This window comes from Paraburkholderia sp. FT54 (assembly GCF_031585635.1).
Lineage (GTDB): Bacteria > Pseudomonadota > Gammaproteobacteria > Burkholderiales > Burkholderiaceae > Paraburkholderia.
In genome coordinates this window covers 1,810,609-1,827,709 of sequence record NZ_CP134195.1, presented here as the reverse complement: position 1 = coordinate 1,827,709, position 17,101 = coordinate 1,810,609, and the positions used below count along the sequence as shown (strand labels likewise).

Genomic DNA, 17,101 nt, shown 5'->3' with positions numbered 1-17,101 from the left:
CGCGCCTACGCGTCGCGCCCGAACACCACGCGCGCGAAAAATCCCGCCAGCACCGCTTCAACCCTCTCCGCCGGTACGTTCTGCGGGTCGACCGTGTAGAAGAACTGCACGCCGTCGCACAGGCCCATCAAGCCGATCGCGAGCGTCTCCGACGGCATCAGCATCGGCGTGCCGACCCGCGCCGAAAACTCCCGAATGTACGCGTCCAATTGCTCGAGCTTCTCGTGCATGAACGCGTTAAAGCGTATCCGGAAGCGGCCGTCGCGCACCGCGAGCAGCTTCGCCTCCGCCCACAGCAGGAAACACTTGTTCTCGCGATGCAGGTTGCTGTAGTAGCGCAGCACGCGCTCTTCCATTTCCTCACGCGATGCCGCGTTCGCGAAGATGTCCTGCAGCCCTGCCTGCATGACCTCGTGGTCGCGCCGCAATAGTTCGAGAAACAACTCGCTCTTGCTGCGGAAGTTCGAATAGAACGCACCGCGCGTATAACCCGCCGCCTCGGCGATGTCCTCGACACTCGCCGCGACAAAACCTTTCTTCATAAAAATCGCTTGCGCAGCGTCGAGCAGACGCTCGCGCGTCTGGTCTTTGCTCTGCTCGCGTGTCAGTCGTTGCCGTTTCATGGGCGCAAGTCTAGCACTGAAAAGAATTCCAATTCACCGCAACATTCAAATACAGGTGTGTATTAGAATGCAAATCAACATTCGAAGTCAGACGCGTATGCCAATTGCATGAACGGCTGGCGCGTCTTCACTGGCGGGCCGCTGCGGCTTGCCCTGTTCGTTGGTTGTCTTCAGTTGGGGGCATTGTGAAGCGTCCCGGTCTTCCCGCATCGTCCGCGATGCGCCCGCAGTCCCATCGGCCTCGGCATCGTCGTCTCGCGCGCTTGCGCCGCGGCGCGATCGTCCTGGCTCTGGCCGGCGCCGTCACGCTGGCCGCGTGTTCGAAGAAAGAAGTTGTGGCGCCGCAACCGCGTCCGGTGGTGGCCGTCGTCGTGCATGCGGACGGCAGCGGCACGCAGGCCGCGTCCTTGCCCGGCGAGGTGCAGGCGCGCTATTCGACGCCGCTGTCGTTTCGCGTCGGCGGCAAGATCGTCGAGCGGCGCGTGCGTCTCGGCGACGTGGTGAAGAACGGGCAGATCGTCGCCCGCCTTGATCCGGCGGACGCCCAGAAGAATGCCGCGAGCGCGCAGGCCCAACTCGCCGCCGCGCAGCACGCACTCGTGTATGCGAAGCAGCAACTCGACCGCGATCAGGCGCAGGCCAGAGAAAACCTGATCGCGCCCGCGCAGCTCGAACAGACCACCAATGCGTACGCATCCGCCGCCGCACAGCGCGATCAGGCCGCCCAGCAGGCAGCGTTGTCGAAAGACCAGTTGCAATACACCACGCTCGCCGCCGATCACGCCGGCGTGATTACCGCCGAACAGGCCGACACCGGCCAGAATGTTTCCGCGGGCCAGGCCGTCTACAACCTCGCGTGGAGCGGCGACATCGACGTGGTGTGCGACGTGCCGGAAAGCGCGCTCGCGGCGCTCTCGGTCGGGCAAACCGCCAACGTCACGCTCGCCGCGCTGCCGGGGCGCAAGCTCAGCGCGCGCGTGCGCGAGCTGTCGCCCGCCGCCGACCCGCAAAGCCGCACCTATCGCGCCAAACTCACGCTCGAGAATCCCGGCCCGGACGTGCGCCTCGGCATGACCGCGGACATCGAACTCGCCGCGCCAGCTAACGCCTCGGCCAATCAGCACGGCTCGTTCACCGTGCCCGCCACCGCGCTGTTCCATGACGGCATGCAGCCCGCCGTGTGGATCGTGCGCGCCGCGGACAACGCGCTGGAACTGCGCCGCGTCACGGTCACGCGTTACAACGAACGCACCGTCGTGATCGGTCAGGGTCTCAAGGACGGCGAACGCGTCGTGCTGCAAGGCGTGCATACGGTGACCGCCGGCGAAAAAGTCCGCGCGATCGCGCCGCTGCATCCCGAGGACTTCGCTTCATGAGCACGCCGCATGAAGAAGGACGCTTCAACCTGTCCGCCTGGGCGCTGCGTCACCAGGCGCTGGTCGTCTTCCTGATAGCGCTCGCGACCGCCTTCGGCATCCTCGCCTACACGCGGCTCGCGCAATCCGAAGACCCGCCCTTCACATTCCGTGTGATGGTGATCCGCACCTTCTGGCCCGGCGCCACCGCGCGCCAGGTGCAGGAGCAGGTGACGGACCGCATCGGCCGCAAGTTGCAGGAAACGCCTGCGATCGATTTCGTGCGCAGCTACTCGCGCCCCGGCGAATCGCTGATGTTCTTCTCGATGAAGGACTCGGCGCCGGTGAAGGACGTGCCCGAGACCTGGTATCAGGTGCGCAAGAAAGTCGGCGACATTGCGGCCACGCTGCCGCAAGGCATTCAAGGCCCCTTCTTCAACGATGAATTCGGTGACGTCTACACCAACATCTACACGCTCGAAGGCGACGGCTTCTCTCCCGCGCAACTGCACGACTACGCGGACCAGTTGCGCACGGTGCTGCTGCGCGTGCCGGGCGTCGCCAAGGTCGATTATTTCGGCGATCCGGACCAGCACATCTACATCGAGATCGCCAACACGCAACTCACGCGCCTCGGCATCTCGCCGCAGCAACTCGGCCAGGCCATCAATTCGCAGAACAGCGTCTCGCAGGCCGGCACGCTGACCACCGCCGACGACCGCGTATTCGTGCGCCCCACCGGTCAGTTCAAGGACGTCAACGCGCTCGCCGACACGCTGATCCGCATCAACAACCGCTCGTTCCGTCTCGGCGATATCGCCACGATCAAACGCGGCTACGATGACCCCGTCGCCACGCAAATGCGCGCCGGCGGCAAGGCCGTGCTCGGCATCGGCGTGACGATGCAGCCTGGCGGCGACGTGATCCGTCTTGGCAAGGCGCTCGATCAGCAGATGGCGCAGTTGCGAAAGGCGCTGCCCGCCGGCTTGCAACTGGTCGAAGTGTCGAGCATGCCGGACGCGGTCGCGCGCTCGGTCGACGACTTTCTCGAAGCCGTCGCCGAAGCGGTGGCGATCGTGCTGGTGGTGAGCCTGGTGTCGCTCGGCATGCGCACCGGCATGGTGGTCGTGATCTCGATCCCGGTGGTGCTCGCCGTTACCGCGCTGTGCATGTATCTGTTCGACATCGGCCTGCACAAGGTGTCGCTCGGCACGCTTGTGCTCGCCTTGGGACTACTCGTCGACGACGCGATCATCGCGGTCGAGATGATGTCGGTGAAGCTGGAGCAAGGCTGGAACCGCGCGCGCGCTGCCGCCTATGCGTACACCAGCACCGCGTTTCCGATGCTGACCGGCACGCTCGTCACCGTCTCCGGTTTTCTGCCGATCGCGTTGGCCAAGTCGAGCACCGGCGAATACACGCGCTCGATTTTCGAAGTATCGGCGATCGCGCTGATTGCCTCGTGGCTTGCCGCGGTCGTGCTGATTCCGCTGCTCGGCTATCACCTGCTGCCCGAGCGCAAACGCGAGGCACATGAGGCGCATCTGCCCGACGATCACGAGCACGATATCTACGACACGCGTTTCTACCGACGCCTGCGCGGCTGGATCGGCTGGTGCATCGAGCGGCGCCTCGTCGTGCTGGCGATCACCGTCGTGCTGTTCCTGCTGGCCATGGCGGGTTTCACGCTGGTGCCGCAACAGTTCTTCCCGAGTTCGGACCGTCCCGAGTTGCTGGTGGACGTGCGCCTGCCCGAAGGCGCGTCGTTCGAAGCCACGTTGCGCCAGGCCCAGCGGCTCGAAAAAGCGCTGGTGGGCCGCCCGGAAATCGATCATACGGTCGACTTCGTCGGCACCGGCGCGCCGCGTTTCTATCTGCCGCTCGATCAGCAATTGCCGCAACCCAATTTCGCGCAGTTCGTGATCACAGCGAAGTCGGTGAAGGATCGCGAAAAGCTTGCGCAATGGCTCGAACCGGAATTGCGCAATAACTTTCCGGCGATTCGCACGCGTCTGTCGCGTCTCGAGAACGGACCGCCCGTCGGCTATCCGGTGCAGTTCCGCGTGAGCGGCGACGACATCGCCACCGTGCGCTCGATCGCCGAGCGCGTCGCCGCGACCCTGCGTTCGGATCGCGGCACCCGCAACGTCCAGTTCGATTGGGACGAACCCGCCGAGCGCTCGGTGCGCTTCGAAGTCGATCAGAAGAAAGCGCGCGAACTCGGCGTGAGTTCCGAAGACATCTCGAGCTTCCTCGCGATGACGCTCTCCGGCTACACCGTCACGCAATACCGCGAACGCGACAAACTGATCAGCGTCGATTTGCGTGCGCCGAAGGCCGAACGCGTCGACCCCGCGCAACTCGTCACGCTGGCCATGCCCACGCCGAACGGTCCCGTGCCGCTCGGCACGCTCGGCCATTTGCGCAACGACCTCGAATACGGGGTGATCTGGGAACGCGACCGTCAGCCGACCCTCACCGTGCAGTCCGACGTCGCGCCCGGCGCGCAAGGCATCGACGTCACGCATGCCGTGGACAAGGCGCTGAGCCCGATTCGCGCGACCTTGCCCGTCGGCTACCGGATCGAAATCGGCGGCTCGGTCGAGGAAAGCGGCAAAGGCCAGACTTCGATCAATGCACAGATGCCGATCATGATCATCGCCGTGCTCACGCTCCTGATGATCCAGTTGCAAAGTTTCGCGCGCGTGCTGATGGTCGTGCTGACCGCGCCGCTCGGGTTGATCGGCGTGGTGCTCACGCTGCTGCTGTTCGGCCAGCCGTTCGGCTTTGTCGCGATGCTCGGCGTGATCGCGATGTTCGGCATCATCATGCGCAACTCGGTGATTCTGGTCGATCAGATCGAACAGGACATTGCCGCGGGGCATAAGCGCTTCGACGCGATCGTCGGCGCGACCGTGCGGCGCTTCCGGCCGATCACGCTGACCGCGGCCGCCGCCGTGCTCGCGCTGATTCCGCTGTTGCGCTCGAACTTCTTCGGCCCGATGGCGACCGCGCTGATGGGCGGCATTACGAGCGCCACCATCCTCACGCTGTTCTATCTGCCCGCGCTGTACGCCGTGTCGTTCCGCGTGCGTGCCGATGAACGCGAGCCGCAAACGCCGTCCGCGTCCGGCACGACGCATACGGGGAATTGAGCATGGCCACTTTCGTCTTCTCCCGATACTCGCGCCGCGCCGCCCTCACCGGCATGGCATGCGCCCTCGCCGCCTGTTCGTTCGGACCGAGCGGCGAGCCGCCCGCTATGCCGCAACCGCCGCACTATGGCGTCGAAGCGCAGCCGACGCAAACCGTGCCCGCGCAAGGCATCACGCAACAGTTCGTGGTCGGCGCGAAGCCGGTGCCCGAATGGTGGAAGCTGTATCGATCAGACGCACTGAACGCACTCGTCGATGAAGGCCTGCGCAATAGTCCGACGCTCGCGGCGACGGACAAGAGCCTCGCCGCCGCGCGTGAGCAATTGCGCGCGCAGATCGGTAGTTCGATGCTGCCGACGATCGACCTCGGCGGCCAGGCAACACGCAATCGCGCGCTGGCGATTCCCGAAATCGGGCCGAACACGTTTCTGTACAACATCTTTGTCGGTCAACTGCAGGCGCACTATACGTTCGACCTGTTCGGCGCGGCGCGGCTGGCCGACGCGGCGCTCGCCGCGCGCGTCAACGTGCAGGCGTATCAGTTCGATGCCGCGCGCCGCGCGCTGGCCGCCAATATCGTGACCGCCGCAATCACCAGCGCCGCGCTGCATGCGCAGATCGAGACGACCGAACGGCTCGTGACGATCGCCAACGATCAGGCCCGCGACACGCAGCGGCGCTATGCGCTGGGTGCTGTTTCGCATGCCGATGAGTTGAGCGCGCAACAGAGCGCGGCGAGTCTGTCCGCGAGCTTGCCGGGGCTGAAGCAGCAATGGCTGACCACACGCCACGCGTTGGCGGTGCTGCTTGGCCGCACACCGGATGCGGCGCCGGACGATCTCGAACTCGCTCTGTTGCATGTGCCCGACCAGGTGCCGGTCGTGGTGCCGTCGGAACTGCTGCGCGCCCGGCCCGACATTCAGGCCGCTGACGCCGCCTTGAAAGCCGCGGCGGCCGATGTCGGCGTCGCCACTGCACAGATGTTCCCGAGTCTGTCGCTGAGCGCGTCGATGGGACAAGGCGGCTTTAGCTGGCCGGTGGCGCTCTCCGGCGCGGGCGCGATCTGGAGCATCGGTGCTTCGCTGTCGCAGCCGCTGTTTCATGGCGGCGCCCTGTTCGCGCAACGCCGCGCAGCGGTCGATACGTACGATGCCACGGTCTCGCAGTACAAACAGACGGTACTGGCCGCGTTCCAGAACGTCGCCGACACGCTGGCCGCGCTCGAACACGACTCGCAGGCGCTGGATGCGGCGAACGTTGCCGCGCGTTCCGCTCAAGGCATCTTTGACGAAACCTCCGGGCGCTATCGATTGGGTGCGCTGCCTATCGCGGCGGCGCGTTCGAGCGAGCAGCAGTTTCGCAACGCGCAGCTCGATGAGATCCGCTATACGAGCGCGCGTCTGACGGACACGGCTGCATTGTTTCAGGCGATGGGGAATCCGCCGGTTGAATCGGCGGCGGCGTCTGCTTCTGCCTCGGCCTCGGCGGTTCCGGCGACGAATGCGGGCATCGCCGAATAGCTAAACCTGGGATTCCGTACTGAGCGCCACGGACTTATCCCCACTTTTTGTTGATGAGCCTGTTGACAACTATCTGACAAGCAGGCTAACACCTTGAATGCGCGGGGATTTGTGCGGGCGGCACGGAATGAACCAGCGGGCGTTGAACCGCGGCTTTTTCACATGACGAGGGCCCTGGGAATGCCTTAAGGTTATCCCCTGTTTATGTTCACAGCCCTACTGATAACACCCGGAGACACCCGCCAAGTACTTGATCGCGCACCATCTTCTCCAGACGCGTTTAGCGCCGATCCGCCTCAATAAACACTAGCCTCCCCCGCCGGCCGATTCTTGAACCGCTTGTGCACCCAATAATATTGATCAGGAATCCGCCTCACCTGCGTCTCGAGAAACTCAGTGATGCGCCGTGCGTCGACAGCCACGTCGTCGGACGGAAAATCGTTGAACGCTTCGAAGATGCTCAGCTTGTAGCCGCGGTAGTCCGGCAGCACTTCCGTCACGAACGGCACCACCCGTGCGTTCGCCGCGCGCGCCATCCGCGAGACGGAAGTGAGCGTGCAGGCCGGCACGCCGAAGAACGGCACGAACACCGAGTCCCGCAAACCGAAATCCATATCCGCGGCCAGCATCACCGGCTTACCCTCGCGCAGCGTGCGCAACGCTCGCCGCACGCTGTCGCTGCGCGGAATCATCTCCGTGCCGAAGCGGCCGCGCTGCCGTTTGGCCATCGCATCGAGCAGCAGGTTCGACATCGGCGTATAGAGCGAGGCGACCGGATGCCGCGTCGAGTACATCATGCAGCCCGCCTCGATGCCGACGAAATGAAAGCCGACGAAAATCGTCGGCTGCCCCGCCATGTCGGACAGATCGATTGCGCTCTCCACTTCGACGAGGCGCGCCAGCGCCTGCGCATTGCCGAACCATTGCGGCCCGCGCTCGACATAACTGCGGATCACATGACAGAAGTGCGCGCGCGCAAGACGTTCGCGCGCCTCGTCGCTCATGTCCGGGAAACACAGTTTCAGATTGGTATGCACGACGCGCCGGCGCGTGCTCGGAATGCGGTACAGCAAGGCGCCGATACCGGTGCCGATTCGCGCGACAACACCGTACGGCAGAAAGGCAAAGGCGCGCAGCAGACCTGTCATCAGACAGATCAGGATTCGACTTTTCACAAGGCGGGACCCGGTGGATGCTGGATGGCAAACACGCCGGCCGCGGCAACTTCAACACTGCCAGCGGACGAAGTGACATACGCGCGCGTCATACCGGGTCTCACGCGGCGCGGGTTTCGAGAATGGACGTCTCGCTCGCGGCGAGACGCCGTGGTGCTGGAGGCCGAAACCGTTTAGGGATCAGGCGTCCTCTAGGACCCTTGATAAATGCACCGCAGGCGTGATTAAAACACACTGCGTATGCCGACCACACAATCTGTCGGGTGTGTTACCCGGCTATCGGCAGGAAAGCCGCGCCGGGCGGCGACTCCCCGCTCTTTCAAAAACTTGCGTGCGCGGACTACCAGGTTCACGCGGCCCGCACACGCCTGCTACGTCCTGAAGAAAATCCCTTCGAACCACATCATCACGGCTTGTTCGACTCGAACAGATCCATGATCTGCTTCTTCTCGTTCGACGAGACACTCGGCGGCGGCACCACTGGCGGCGTCATGCCCGCCGGGCCCACGCCGCCGACCGCATCGCTCACGCCCGCGGTCGGATTCGCCGAATCCAGGCCGATGCTGGCCACGAAGCCATTGCCCGGCGTCATGTCCGTGTAGAACAACTCGCCATCGACCGAGGTCACGCCGTCCGGCTGCGCCGGTTCGCTTTGCGGCACCCCGCGCAGGGCGCGCTGCATGTATTCAACCCAGATCGGCAACGCCAGTTGCGCGCCGAATTCGCGGCTGCCGAGGCTCTTGGGCTGGTCATAACCCATCCACGCCACCGCCACGAGCGATTGCTGATAACCGGCGAACCAGCCGTCCTTCGCGTCGTTGGTCGTACCCGTCTTGCCTTGCAAGTCCGAACGATGCAGCACGTTGGTGCCCGCGCCCGTGCCGGCCGTCGCCACCGAATGCAGCAGGCTGTTCATGATGTACGCGTTACGTGGTTCGAGCGTGCGCGGCGCGTCGCGTCCGGCCGTCAGCGGCTGCGCTTTGGAGAGCGGTTGGCCGCGCGCGTCCGTCACCTCGTTGATCAGATACGGATTGATCCGGAAGCCGCCGTTCGCGAACACCGAATACGCACCCGCCGACTGCAACGGCGTGACGAGGCCCGCACCGAGCGCCATCGGCAGATACGGCGGGGTCTTGTCGGCGTCGAAACCGAAACGCTGCGTGACGAAATCTTGCGCGTACTTGGTGCCGATGAACGACAGAATACGGATCGACACGAGGTTCTTCGACTTCTGCAACGCGAGACGCAGCGGCATCGGACCATCGGGCTGGTCGTCGTCCTTCGGCTCCCACGCGTCGCCGCCTGGCGTGCTCGACGGGAAATACAGCGGCGCGTCGTTGATGATCGTGGCCGGTCCGAGACCCTTGTCGAGCGCCGCCGAATAAATGAACGGCTTGAAGCTCGAACCCGGCTGGCGCCATGCCTGGGTGACGTGGTTGAACTTGTTCTTGTTGAAGTCGAAGCCGCCCACCAGCGCGCGGATCGCGCCGTCCTGCGGCGTGAGCGACACCAGCGCGCCTTCCACTTGTGGCAATTGCGTGATCTGCCAGTTGCCCTTGTCGTCCGCGAGAACACGCACGATCGAGCCGACCTTGATCCTGGTGGCAGCCGTGGCGCGCGCGCTCAATGCGCCGGCCGCAAAGCGCAGACCGTCGCCGCTGATCGTCACCTGCGTGCCGTCCACCAGTTGCGCCTTGACCTGTTTCGGACTCGCGTCCGTGACCACGGCGGCGATGATCTCGCCGTTGTCGGGGTGATCGGTGAGCGCGTCGTCGATGGTCTGATCGCGGTCGTCGCCTGGCGCGGGCAGTTGCACGAAACCCTCCGGCCCGCGATAACCGTGACGCCGTTCGTAATCCATCACGCCCTTGCGCACGGCGCGATAGGCGGCGTCCTGATCGGCGGAGTCGATCGTGGTCGTGACGTTCAGGCCGCGCGTATAGGTTTCGTCCTTGTACTGCGCGTACATCATTTGCCGGACCATTTCGGCGATGTACTCGGCGTGCACGCTATATTCGTTGCCCGGATTCTTGGTGTGAATCTCTTCCTTCACGGCCTGGTCGTACTGATCCTGGCTGATGTATTTCAGTTCGAGCATGCGCCGCAGAATGTACTCCTGGCGGATCTTCGCGCGCTTCGGATTGACCACCGGGTTATACGCGGACGGCGCCTTCGGCAAACCGGCCAGCATCGCCGATTCCGCCAGCGTGATGTCTTTCAGATCCTTGCCGAAGTACACGCGCGCGGCTGCGGCGAAACCATAGGCGCGTTCGCCCAGATAAATCTGGTTCATGTACAGCTCGAGAATCTGATCCTTGGTCAGCGCGCGCTCGATCTTGTACGCGAGCAGCATTTCGTAGATCTTGCGCGTGTAGGTCTTCTCGCTCGATAGGAAGAAGTTGCGCGCCACCTGCATGGTGATCGTGCTCGCGCCCTGCGAGGCGCCGCCGTGCGAGAGGTCGGAGACACCCGCGCGCAGAATGCCGATGAAGTCGACGCCGCCGTGCTCGTAGAAGCGATAGTCTTCGATGGCCAGCACCGCCTTCTTCATCTGATCGGGAATGTCCTGGAAGCGCACGAGCGAGCGCCGCTCCTCGCCGAACTCGCCGATCAGCACGTGGTCCGCCGTGTAGACCCGCAGCGGCACCTTCGGACGGTAGTCGGTCAGCGCGTCGAGCGACGGCAGTTGCGGCCCCATCACCACCAGCGCATAGCCGACGATCAGCGCGCCCACCACCGCGATGGTCGCGAGCAGGCCGGCGAACCAGATGACGATGGTCGCGCCGATGGAACGGCGGCCAGCTTCGGCGTCGCGCGAAGCTGCGTTGCGTCCTGGAGTGCGTTGGTAGGAATCCCGGTCTTCACCAGACGGAGAATTGGATGAATGCGGTCGTTTGATGATTGGCATGACTGGATTAGTGGGCGCATGACTGAACGCCTTTCTGCGCGCGCTCCTGGCGCGCACATGGATCGTGATCGAGCATCGTAGCCTGAGGCGCAAACCACCGCACGGCCCTTTGCCCCCGGCCGGCCGCACGGCGTGCCCGGATCGTGTCCGGCGCAACGTAACAGCGCATTTTAAAAGAAATCAAGCGCGCTCCAAGTCAGTTTTTTTGTAAGAATTCCCTTCGCACGAAAGGAATCTGTAGTTTCGGGCGATCTCGCGAGCACTTTCACGCAAAGCTGGAGTTATTCACAGAAAATGTTCACAGGCCTGTGGACAAGCCGCCCGCAAACGCTACAACTCATTGATGTCACGGGATTTTCATGTCGCGCCCGTTCCGCATCGGGGCAACTCGTCATATGATGGTCTCGGCGCGCGCCAACACCCGCGCGCGCCACGGCGTCCGCCAAATGCACGCTTTAAACCGCCCATGCCAACAAGTATGCGAGCCGACCATGAACAAGCCCAGCGAACGCATCGTCGTATTCGTCACGACCGCGCAGAAACGCGCGATCACCTCCACCGCCGAAAATCTGGGCATTAGCGTCAGCGAGCTGATGCGGCGCGCGGTGTTGAGCTTCGGCGCGACCAGCGAACAGGTGAAAGCGGCGAGCATCGTCGACCGCCTGCGGGCGCCGCGCGCGCCCGACGCGCTCGATGCCGCGCTGCAACGGGTCGCGCGCGGCACGCGGCATGCGCGCGCCGCCTTGCCGCCGGCTTTGCAAACACGCGGCGACAACGCAACCGGCGCGTCCATGGATAGCGCGGCGGGTTCCAACGCGCCGGCTGCAAGCGCGGTGCCACTTGCGCCATCGGGGCAAGCAGAGACTGCATCCGCGCCGTTGTTGCCGGCAGGTCTCGCCGCCGCCCTCGCCGCCGGCATCGACGAAGAAGCTGCGGCAACGGCCGAAGCCGTTGCGCGCATGACGGCCGCTGAAGCGGCTTCGGCGGAAGGATCCGCGCCCCCGCAAGCCGACACGGAAGCGCAATTGCGCAGCGTGCTCAAACGCCCGCGCCTCGACACCCCGCGCGACGACGACGATCCGCTTGGCGACCCGAGCACGAAAGGCGGCCGTTTCGCGTAATGATCAGCGGCGACGCCTATCGCGCGACGCGCTTCGGCGCGTTGCATATCGTTACATCGGCGTCATTCAAAATGCGCGAGCTTTCGGCATTGCAAGCCCGACCCTCACCCAGCGATTCGCAGCGGCTTGTTGCCCACTGAAAAATACGCTCCACGTATGCGTCATTATGTCTTTGCATGCACGGCTGCTGGACGTGTCCGGCCATGCGCGCGTACCGCGACAATGGATGCAAACACAGCACATACGCACCGCTTCCATTCACGCCCGCGACACTTGCCGCGCGCAAGGTTGGCCAAATTGTCATCGCGCCCTTTAAGTCGGTTTTAAGAGAGCGCGTGGTGTAATATCCGCAGGCAGCTGAATGACGCGTCGTGCGATTTAACGTTTGAGCTGTGTGCCATTCGATATTCGAATCGAACAATCTACGTCGCCGCTATTGCAATCGGCGTGAGCGCCCCGAACTCCGGTCCGAACGTTGCGCAGCTTCGCGCGCAGCGGCGTAAAGTAGCAGTTGAATGCGGTTAAGCGCGCGGGATTGTTCAGCGCCGTTTACATTATTTGGAGGTTTTCATGTCGCTTTTTGACAGCATTTCGCGCACGCTTAAAGGTCTCCTGAATGACGCAGCCGATTCCGTGCAGGATCCGTCGCGCGACTCGCGCCAGATCGTGCGCGAACTCGACGAAAGCATCGCCAAAGCCGAGAACTCGCTGATCGAGATTCAGGCGCAAGTGGCCACGCAGCAAAGCAAGCGCGATGTTGCCGCGGACAAGGCGAAGAAGTACGAAGACGGCGCGAAGCGCGCGCTGCAGTCCGGCGACGAAGCGCTCGCGCGTGAAGCCCTCGGCGCGCAGGCCACGGCCGAAGCCGAACGCGATGCGCTCGCGAAGGAACTGACTACGCTGGAGCCGTCGGTGGCGCAGCTCAAGAGTCAGATCGAAGACATGCGCACGCGTCGCAACGACCTGAACGCACGCTCGAACATTCTGCAAGCCAAGCAGCAGATCGCACAGGCGAAAGATGTGGCAGCCACGGCATTGGGCGGCATCGGCGGAAAAAATCTGTCCGAAGATTTCCAGAAACTGGAAGACAAGGTTGCATTGTCGAATGCCCGTTCGGACGCACGCCTGAATTCGGCCGACGTGAAGAGCGGCAAGGCGCTCGACGACAAGCTCGCGGATCTGAATCGCGGCCCGTCCGTCGAAGATCGTCTCGAAGCATTGAAGAAGCAGATCAACACGCCGGCCCAGTAATTGCGTCGACAGCAGTACATACCGGCGGCCTTCGTGTGAGCCGCCGGAATCGACTGAAGGAGACGGGCGCAACGCGCCCGGTCCGTAAATGAAAAAATTTCTCGCAACCGCGTTTGCCTCACTGCTGTTCGTGTCGGCCGCGGCGTTCGCTGTGCCTACCGTTCAGCAGATCGAATCGGCCATGTCGCAAGGCAACTGGCAACAGGCCGACGCCGGTCTGAGCGAAGTGCTGCAGGCGCATCCGAACAATGCGCGTGCGCATTATCTGTACGCCCAGGTGCTCGACCGCGAAGGCCGTTCCGCCGACGCGCTCGCCCAGGTGCAGCAGGCCAAGACACTCGACCCGCAAATCCGCTTCACCGACCCGACGCGCTTTGCGCAAACGGAAGCGCGCATTCGCAAGGACGCGGAACGCGCAGGTGCCGCGGGCGGCAACACGACCAGCCACGCGGCCAATCCGTTCGCGCAGCAGACCACGCCGGCCGTGCAGCAACAGTCGGCCATGGTGCCACAAGCGCCGCAACGGCATGGTCCGGGCATGGGCATGTGGATCGGCATCCTTGTGCTGATCGGCGTGATCGCGCTGGTGCTGCGCTGGACCTTGCGCCGCGCCCGCACGCAAGGCGATACGCGCGCCGACGACGAGCGTCGCGTGCAACTCAAGCGCGCCACGGAGATGCTCAACACCGTGCGTTCGCTCAAGCTCGACGTGAAGCTCTCCACCGTGCAAGGTCATGAGGCGCTGGAGAAGGAAGTCGAAGCAACCGAAGACCAGTTGCGCGGCCTCGTCGAAACACTGTCGAACAGCAAGAATCCGCTGCCGCCGTATCAGCTCGACGAACTCGAGCAACGGCTCGGCAGCATGCGTGCGCGTGTGGACGGCCGCCCTGATCCGTATGCCGCGCCGGCCGCTAGCGCGCAGCAACAATCGCCGTATGCGCAGGAAGCCGAACGATTCGGCAATCCCCCGCAAGCGCCCTATCCGCAGCAAGGACCGTATCAGCAACAGCCGCAGGTTATCGTGCAGCAAGGCGGCGGCGGTTTCGGCGGCGGCATGGGCGGTTTGCTGACCGGCGTGCTGCTCGGCGAAGCGTTGAATTCCGGACGTGAGCGCGTGGTGGAGCGCGACGTGATCGTCGACGACGAAGCGCGCCGCCGTGGCAACGACGGCGGCAATGGCGGCGGCCTCGACTTCGGCCAGGGGTCGAACGACTGGAGCGACAACAGCGGCGGCGTCGACATGGGCAGCAACGACGATTCCGGCGGCTGGAACGATACTTGAGGCTCGCCGCTGCTGAAATCCAATCAGTCAGGCAAGCATGCGTCAATGAAAACAGGCTCCTTCGCGGAGCCTGTTTCGTTTATGGCGCTTCGTTGTTTGAGGCTTCATGCCCGTATCGGCGCCGGCACGCTACATGGTTCATGCTGCGCCAGCAACACCGAACCCGCGAACAGCCTGACGATGAAACGCTCCGCATACGCGATCAGCGCATCGCGGCGCGCGTCGTCTGCGTCGATATACTCAGCCGATAGATGAAAGAGTTGCAGCACGATCTGCGTGCAGACTTCATCGACCGTTTCACGCGAGAGCGTCGGCATCAATTCCAGTTGAACGACGTCGTCGGCCATTTCCGCCGACACCTCGTGCAGGTTCGCGCGCACCGCCTCGCGCAATGCCCGCGATGTACCATGATATTCAGCTAGCGCGCTCAGAAAGGCCTCACGGTTTGCCAGCGCGAACGCAAAGAACGCGACGCAGGCACGACGCGGCATGCCATGCGGCTCGTCGTGCGCGGCGAGCCAGCGCTCGCGCCGCAGCATCGGCCGCAAACGGCGGCTCACCGATTCGACGGCTTCGCGCGCCAGATCGTCGAGCGTGTCGAAATGACGATAGAACGTGTTGGGATTGAGCCCGGCCTCGCGCGCCAGTTCGCGCAAACCCAGACTCGTAAAACTGCGGCCGCCCGCGGTCAGGCGCAACGCGGCTGCAATCAGCTTGCGCTTGCCGGCCGGCACTTCCTGCCCCGCGGCAACGCCATGTTCGGCGGCAGCTGCCGCTTCGGGTACGGACGTCATGTGGTTTCAATCGATGCGCGCTATGCGCGTTTAATAGCAGTACTCTAAACGATCTTGACGCCAGGTGCACAGTTGACTACCCTGCGCATCATGCTGCCGTAGACATCTGTAGACGCCTGAGATTCGCCCGAGCCGGAGACCGCCGTGACGTCTGCATCATCCGCCCCATCTGCCGCGCCACGCATCGCCATTGTCGGAAGCGGCTTTGCCGGCATCGGCATGGCGATTCGCCTGCAGCGCATGGGCATCACATCGTTCACGATTTACGAGGCCGCCGGCGATATCGGCGGCACCTGGCGCGACAACACCTATCCCGGTGCGGCCTGCGACGTGCCCTCGCATCTCTACTCGTTTTCGTTCGAGCAGAATCCGGCATGGTCGCGCGCGTTCGGCGGCCAGGCGGAAATCTTCGCTTATCTGAAGCATTGCGCCCGCAAATACGGCGTGGAGCGTTACGTGCGTTGCAACACGCGCGTGGCCGCGGCGCGCTTCGACGAAGCGCGTCAGGTCTGGCATGTCGAGCTCGATATGGACGGCGTGCGTGAAACCATCGAAGCCGATGTAGTGATTGCCGCGAGCGGCCCGCTGTCCCGCCCAGCCATGCCGAAGATCGCCGGGCTCGAGCGCTTCGAAGGCAAGCTGTTTCATTCGGCGCGCTGGGACCATGCGTATCCGCTCGAAGGCAAACGCGTCGCGGTGATCGGCACGGGCGCGAGCGCGATCCAGTTCGTGCCGCAAATTCAGCCGCGCGTCGCGCAACTCGATCTGTTCCAGCGCACCGCGCCGTGGGTCATGCCCAAGCCCGACAAGCCGATCGACGCGCGCGCGCGGTGGCTGTTCGAGCATCTGCCGTTCACGCAGCGCTTCGTGCGCAGCGCCATCTACTGGCAACTCGAAGCGCGCGCCATTGCATTCGTCGTCAATCCGAAGCTGATGACGGTGCCGATGAAGTTCGGCCTGAGCTACCTCGAACGACGCGTCAAGGACCCTGCCCTGCGCGCCAAGCTGACGCCGAACTACCGGTTCGGCTGCAAGCGCGTGCTGCTCTCGAGCAACTACTATCCCGCGCTCAGCCAGCCGAATGTCGATGTGGTGACGAGCGGCATCCGCGAGATCGTTGCCGACGGCATCGTGACCGAAGACGGCGTGCATCGCCGCGCCGACGCGATCATTTGCGGCACGGGCTTCCAGGTCAACGACGTCGGCGCACCGTTCGACGTGACCGGCGTCGACGGCGCGGATCTCAGCGCGCTGTGGCTGCGCGACGGGCCCGAAGCCTATCTCGGCGTCAGCGTGGCGAACTTTCCAAACTTCTTCATGATCGTCGGCCCGAATAGCGCGCTCGGCCACAACTCGCTGCTCTACATGATCGAGTCGCAAGTGCAGTACATCGCCGATTGCCTGCGCGTGCTGCGTCGCCGCAAGGCACGCACGATGAATCTGCGGCCCGACGTGCAGCGCGAATTCAACGCGCGTTTGCAGAAGGACATGCAGCATTCCGTGTGGGCGAGCGGATGTCGTAGCTGGTATCAGACACGAAGCGGCAAGGTCACCGTCTTGTGGCCGGGCTTCACTTTCAGCTTTCGCAAACGGACGCGGCGTGTGCGTCCGCACGACTATCGCTTCGCACCCTGATGCCGTGGCCGGCGGCTGGCTGACTGGGAGAGCGGGACGCCGCCGATGCAATCCGATTCGCCGCCATGCGAACTACAAGATCGAACGACAAGGGAGACAACAAACATGGCAGGCATCGACTCCAGCGCGCCCTTCTCCCGCGCCGCGTCGACCTGCTCAGCCGCCGCCCAGCAGACGCAATAGTCCCCAGAGAAACTTGCAGAGCATGACGATCAGCTCCCACAGGTGATAGAGCTGTTGCCAGCCCGAAACGCGCGCGAAGCAGTCGATCATGGGTTGCCG

The 17,101-nt window shown here is 63.9% G+C and carries 11 protein-coding genes; 7 read left to right on the top strand and 4 right to left on the bottom strand.

Features of this window, described 5'->3' with window-relative positions; translation table 11 throughout:
* Positions 1 to 5: 5 nt before the first annotated feature.
* A complete protein-coding gene (locus RI103_RS08585) occupies positions 6 to 623 on the bottom strand; it encodes a TetR/AcrR family transcriptional regulator (RefSeq protein WP_310814912.1) in 618 nt (205 codons plus the stop codon).
* A gap of 218 nt (positions 624 to 841) precedes the next feature.
* On the opposite strand from RI103_RS08585, the gene RI103_RS08580 reads away from it, so the two are divergent.
* From RI103_RS08580 to RI103_RS08570, 3 genes are read left to right on the top strand one after another with little or no spacing between them, the layout of a single operon-like run.
* Positions 842 to 1,999: an efflux RND transporter periplasmic adaptor subunit gene (locus tag RI103_RS08580; protein ID WP_310814911.1), complete on the top strand. Its 1,158-nt coding sequence runs from the start codon at positions 842 to 844 to the stop codon at positions 1,997 to 1,999.
* The gene (locus RI103_RS08575) at positions 1,996 to 5,133 is read left to right on the top strand and encodes an efflux RND transporter permease subunit (RefSeq protein ID WP_310814910.1); all 3,138 of its coding nucleotides are present in this window, start codon (positions 1,996 to 1,998) and stop codon (positions 5,131 to 5,133) included. The genes RI103_RS08580 and RI103_RS08575 overlap by 4 nt, the downstream gene beginning before the upstream one ends.
* A 2-nt stretch (positions 5,134 to 5,135) precedes the next feature.
* Positions 5,136 to 6,653 (top strand): efflux transporter outer membrane subunit, encoded by a 1,518-nt coding sequence (locus RI103_RS08570; protein ID WP_310814909.1) that lies wholly within the window; start codon positions 5,136 to 5,138, stop codon positions 6,651 to 6,653.
* A 296-nt stretch (positions 6,654 to 6,949) separates the two neighbouring features.
* Here the strand turns inward: RI103_RS08570 and RI103_RS08565 are convergent, their stop codons facing one another.
* The gene (locus RI103_RS08565; protein ID WP_310814908.1) at positions 6,950 to 7,828 is read right to left on the bottom strand and encodes a lipid A biosynthesis lauroyl acyltransferase; all 879 of its coding nucleotides are present in this window, start codon (positions 7,826 to 7,828) and stop codon (positions 6,950 to 6,952) included.
* A 406-nt stretch (positions 7,829 to 8,234) separates the two neighbouring features.
* Positions 8,235 to 10,736: a penicillin-binding protein 1A gene (locus RI103_RS08560; protein ID WP_310814907.1), complete on the bottom strand. Its 2,502-nt coding sequence runs from the start codon at positions 10,734 to 10,736 to the stop codon at positions 8,235 to 8,237.
* 491 nt (positions 10,737 to 11,227) lie between these two features.
* Here RI103_RS08560 and RI103_RS08555 point away from each other — a divergent pair, with 491 nt between their 5' ends.
* The 3 genes from RI103_RS08555 (at position 11,228) to RI103_RS08545 (ending at position 14,390) form a co-directional block, all read left to right on the top strand.
* Complete coding sequence (locus RI103_RS08555) at positions 11,228 to 11,857, top strand: hypothetical protein (protein ID WP_310814906.1); 630 nt, start codon at positions 11,228 to 11,230, stop codon at positions 11,855 to 11,857.
* A gap of 570 nt (positions 11,858 to 12,427) precedes the next feature.
* The gene (locus RI103_RS08550; protein WP_011488613.1) at positions 12,428 to 13,108 is read left to right on the top strand and encodes a PspA/IM30 family protein; all 681 of its coding nucleotides are present in this window, start codon (positions 12,428 to 12,430) and stop codon (positions 13,106 to 13,108) included.
* A gap of 88 nt (positions 13,109 to 13,196) precedes the next feature.
* Positions 13,197 to 14,390 carry a tetratricopeptide repeat protein gene (locus tag RI103_RS08545; protein WP_310814905.1) on the top strand — a complete coding sequence of 398 codons (1,194 nt, stop codon included), beginning with the start codon at positions 13,197 to 13,199 and terminating at the stop codon, positions 14,388 to 14,390.
* Between the two features lie 104 nt (positions 14,391 to 14,494).
* On the opposite strand, the gene RI103_RS08540 is transcribed toward RI103_RS08545, so the two are convergent.
* Positions 14,495 to 15,184, bottom strand: a complete 690-nt coding sequence (locus RI103_RS08540) for a TetR family transcriptional regulator (RefSeq protein ID WP_310814904.1) — start codon at positions 15,182 to 15,184, stop codon at positions 14,495 to 14,497.
* Between the two features lie 144 nt (positions 15,185 to 15,328).
* On the opposite strand from RI103_RS08540, the gene RI103_RS08535 reads away from it, so the two are divergent.
* Positions 15,329 to 16,819, top strand: a complete 1,491-nt coding sequence (locus tag RI103_RS08535; RefSeq protein WP_310814903.1) for an NAD(P)/FAD-dependent oxidoreductase — start codon at positions 15,329 to 15,331, stop codon at positions 16,817 to 16,819.
* Positions 16,820 to 17,101: the final 282 nt, after the last annotated feature.

What these genes read in the sequence shown, in the direction of transcription:
- RI103_RS08585 (WP_310814912.1), bottom strand. Translation starts at nt 623, where the DNA reads ATGAAACGGCAACGACTGACACGCGAGCAGAGCAAAGACCAGACGCGC.
- RI103_RS08580 (WP_310814911.1), top strand. Translation starts at nt 842, where the DNA reads ATGCGCCCGCAGTCCCATCGGCCTCGGCATCGTCGTCTCGCGCGCTTG.
- RI103_RS08575 (WP_310814910.1), top strand. Translation starts at nt 1,996, where the DNA reads ATGAGCACGCCGCATGAAGAAGGACGCTTCAACCTGTCCGCCTGGGCG.
- RI103_RS08570 (WP_310814909.1), top strand. Translation starts at nt 5,136, where the DNA reads ATGGCCACTTTCGTCTTCTCCCGATACTCGCGCCGCGCCGCCCTCACC.
- RI103_RS08560 (WP_310814907.1), bottom strand. Translation starts at nt 10,736, where the DNA reads ATGCCAATCATCAAACGACCGCATTCATCCAATTCTCCGTCTGGTGAA.
- RI103_RS08555 (WP_310814906.1), top strand. Translation starts at nt 11,228, where the DNA reads ATGAACAAGCCCAGCGAACGCATCGTCGTATTCGTCACGACCGCGCAG.
- RI103_RS08550 (WP_011488613.1), top strand. Translation starts at nt 12,428, where the DNA reads ATGTCGCTTTTTGACAGCATTTCGCGCACGCTTAAAGGTCTCCTGAAT.
- RI103_RS08545 (WP_310814905.1), top strand. Translation starts at nt 13,197, where the DNA reads ATGAAAAAATTTCTCGCAACCGCGTTTGCCTCACTGCTGTTCGTGTCG.
- RI103_RS08540 (WP_310814904.1), bottom strand. Translation starts at nt 15,184, where the DNA reads ATGACGTCCGTACCCGAAGCGGCAGCTGCCGCCGAACATGGCGTTGCC.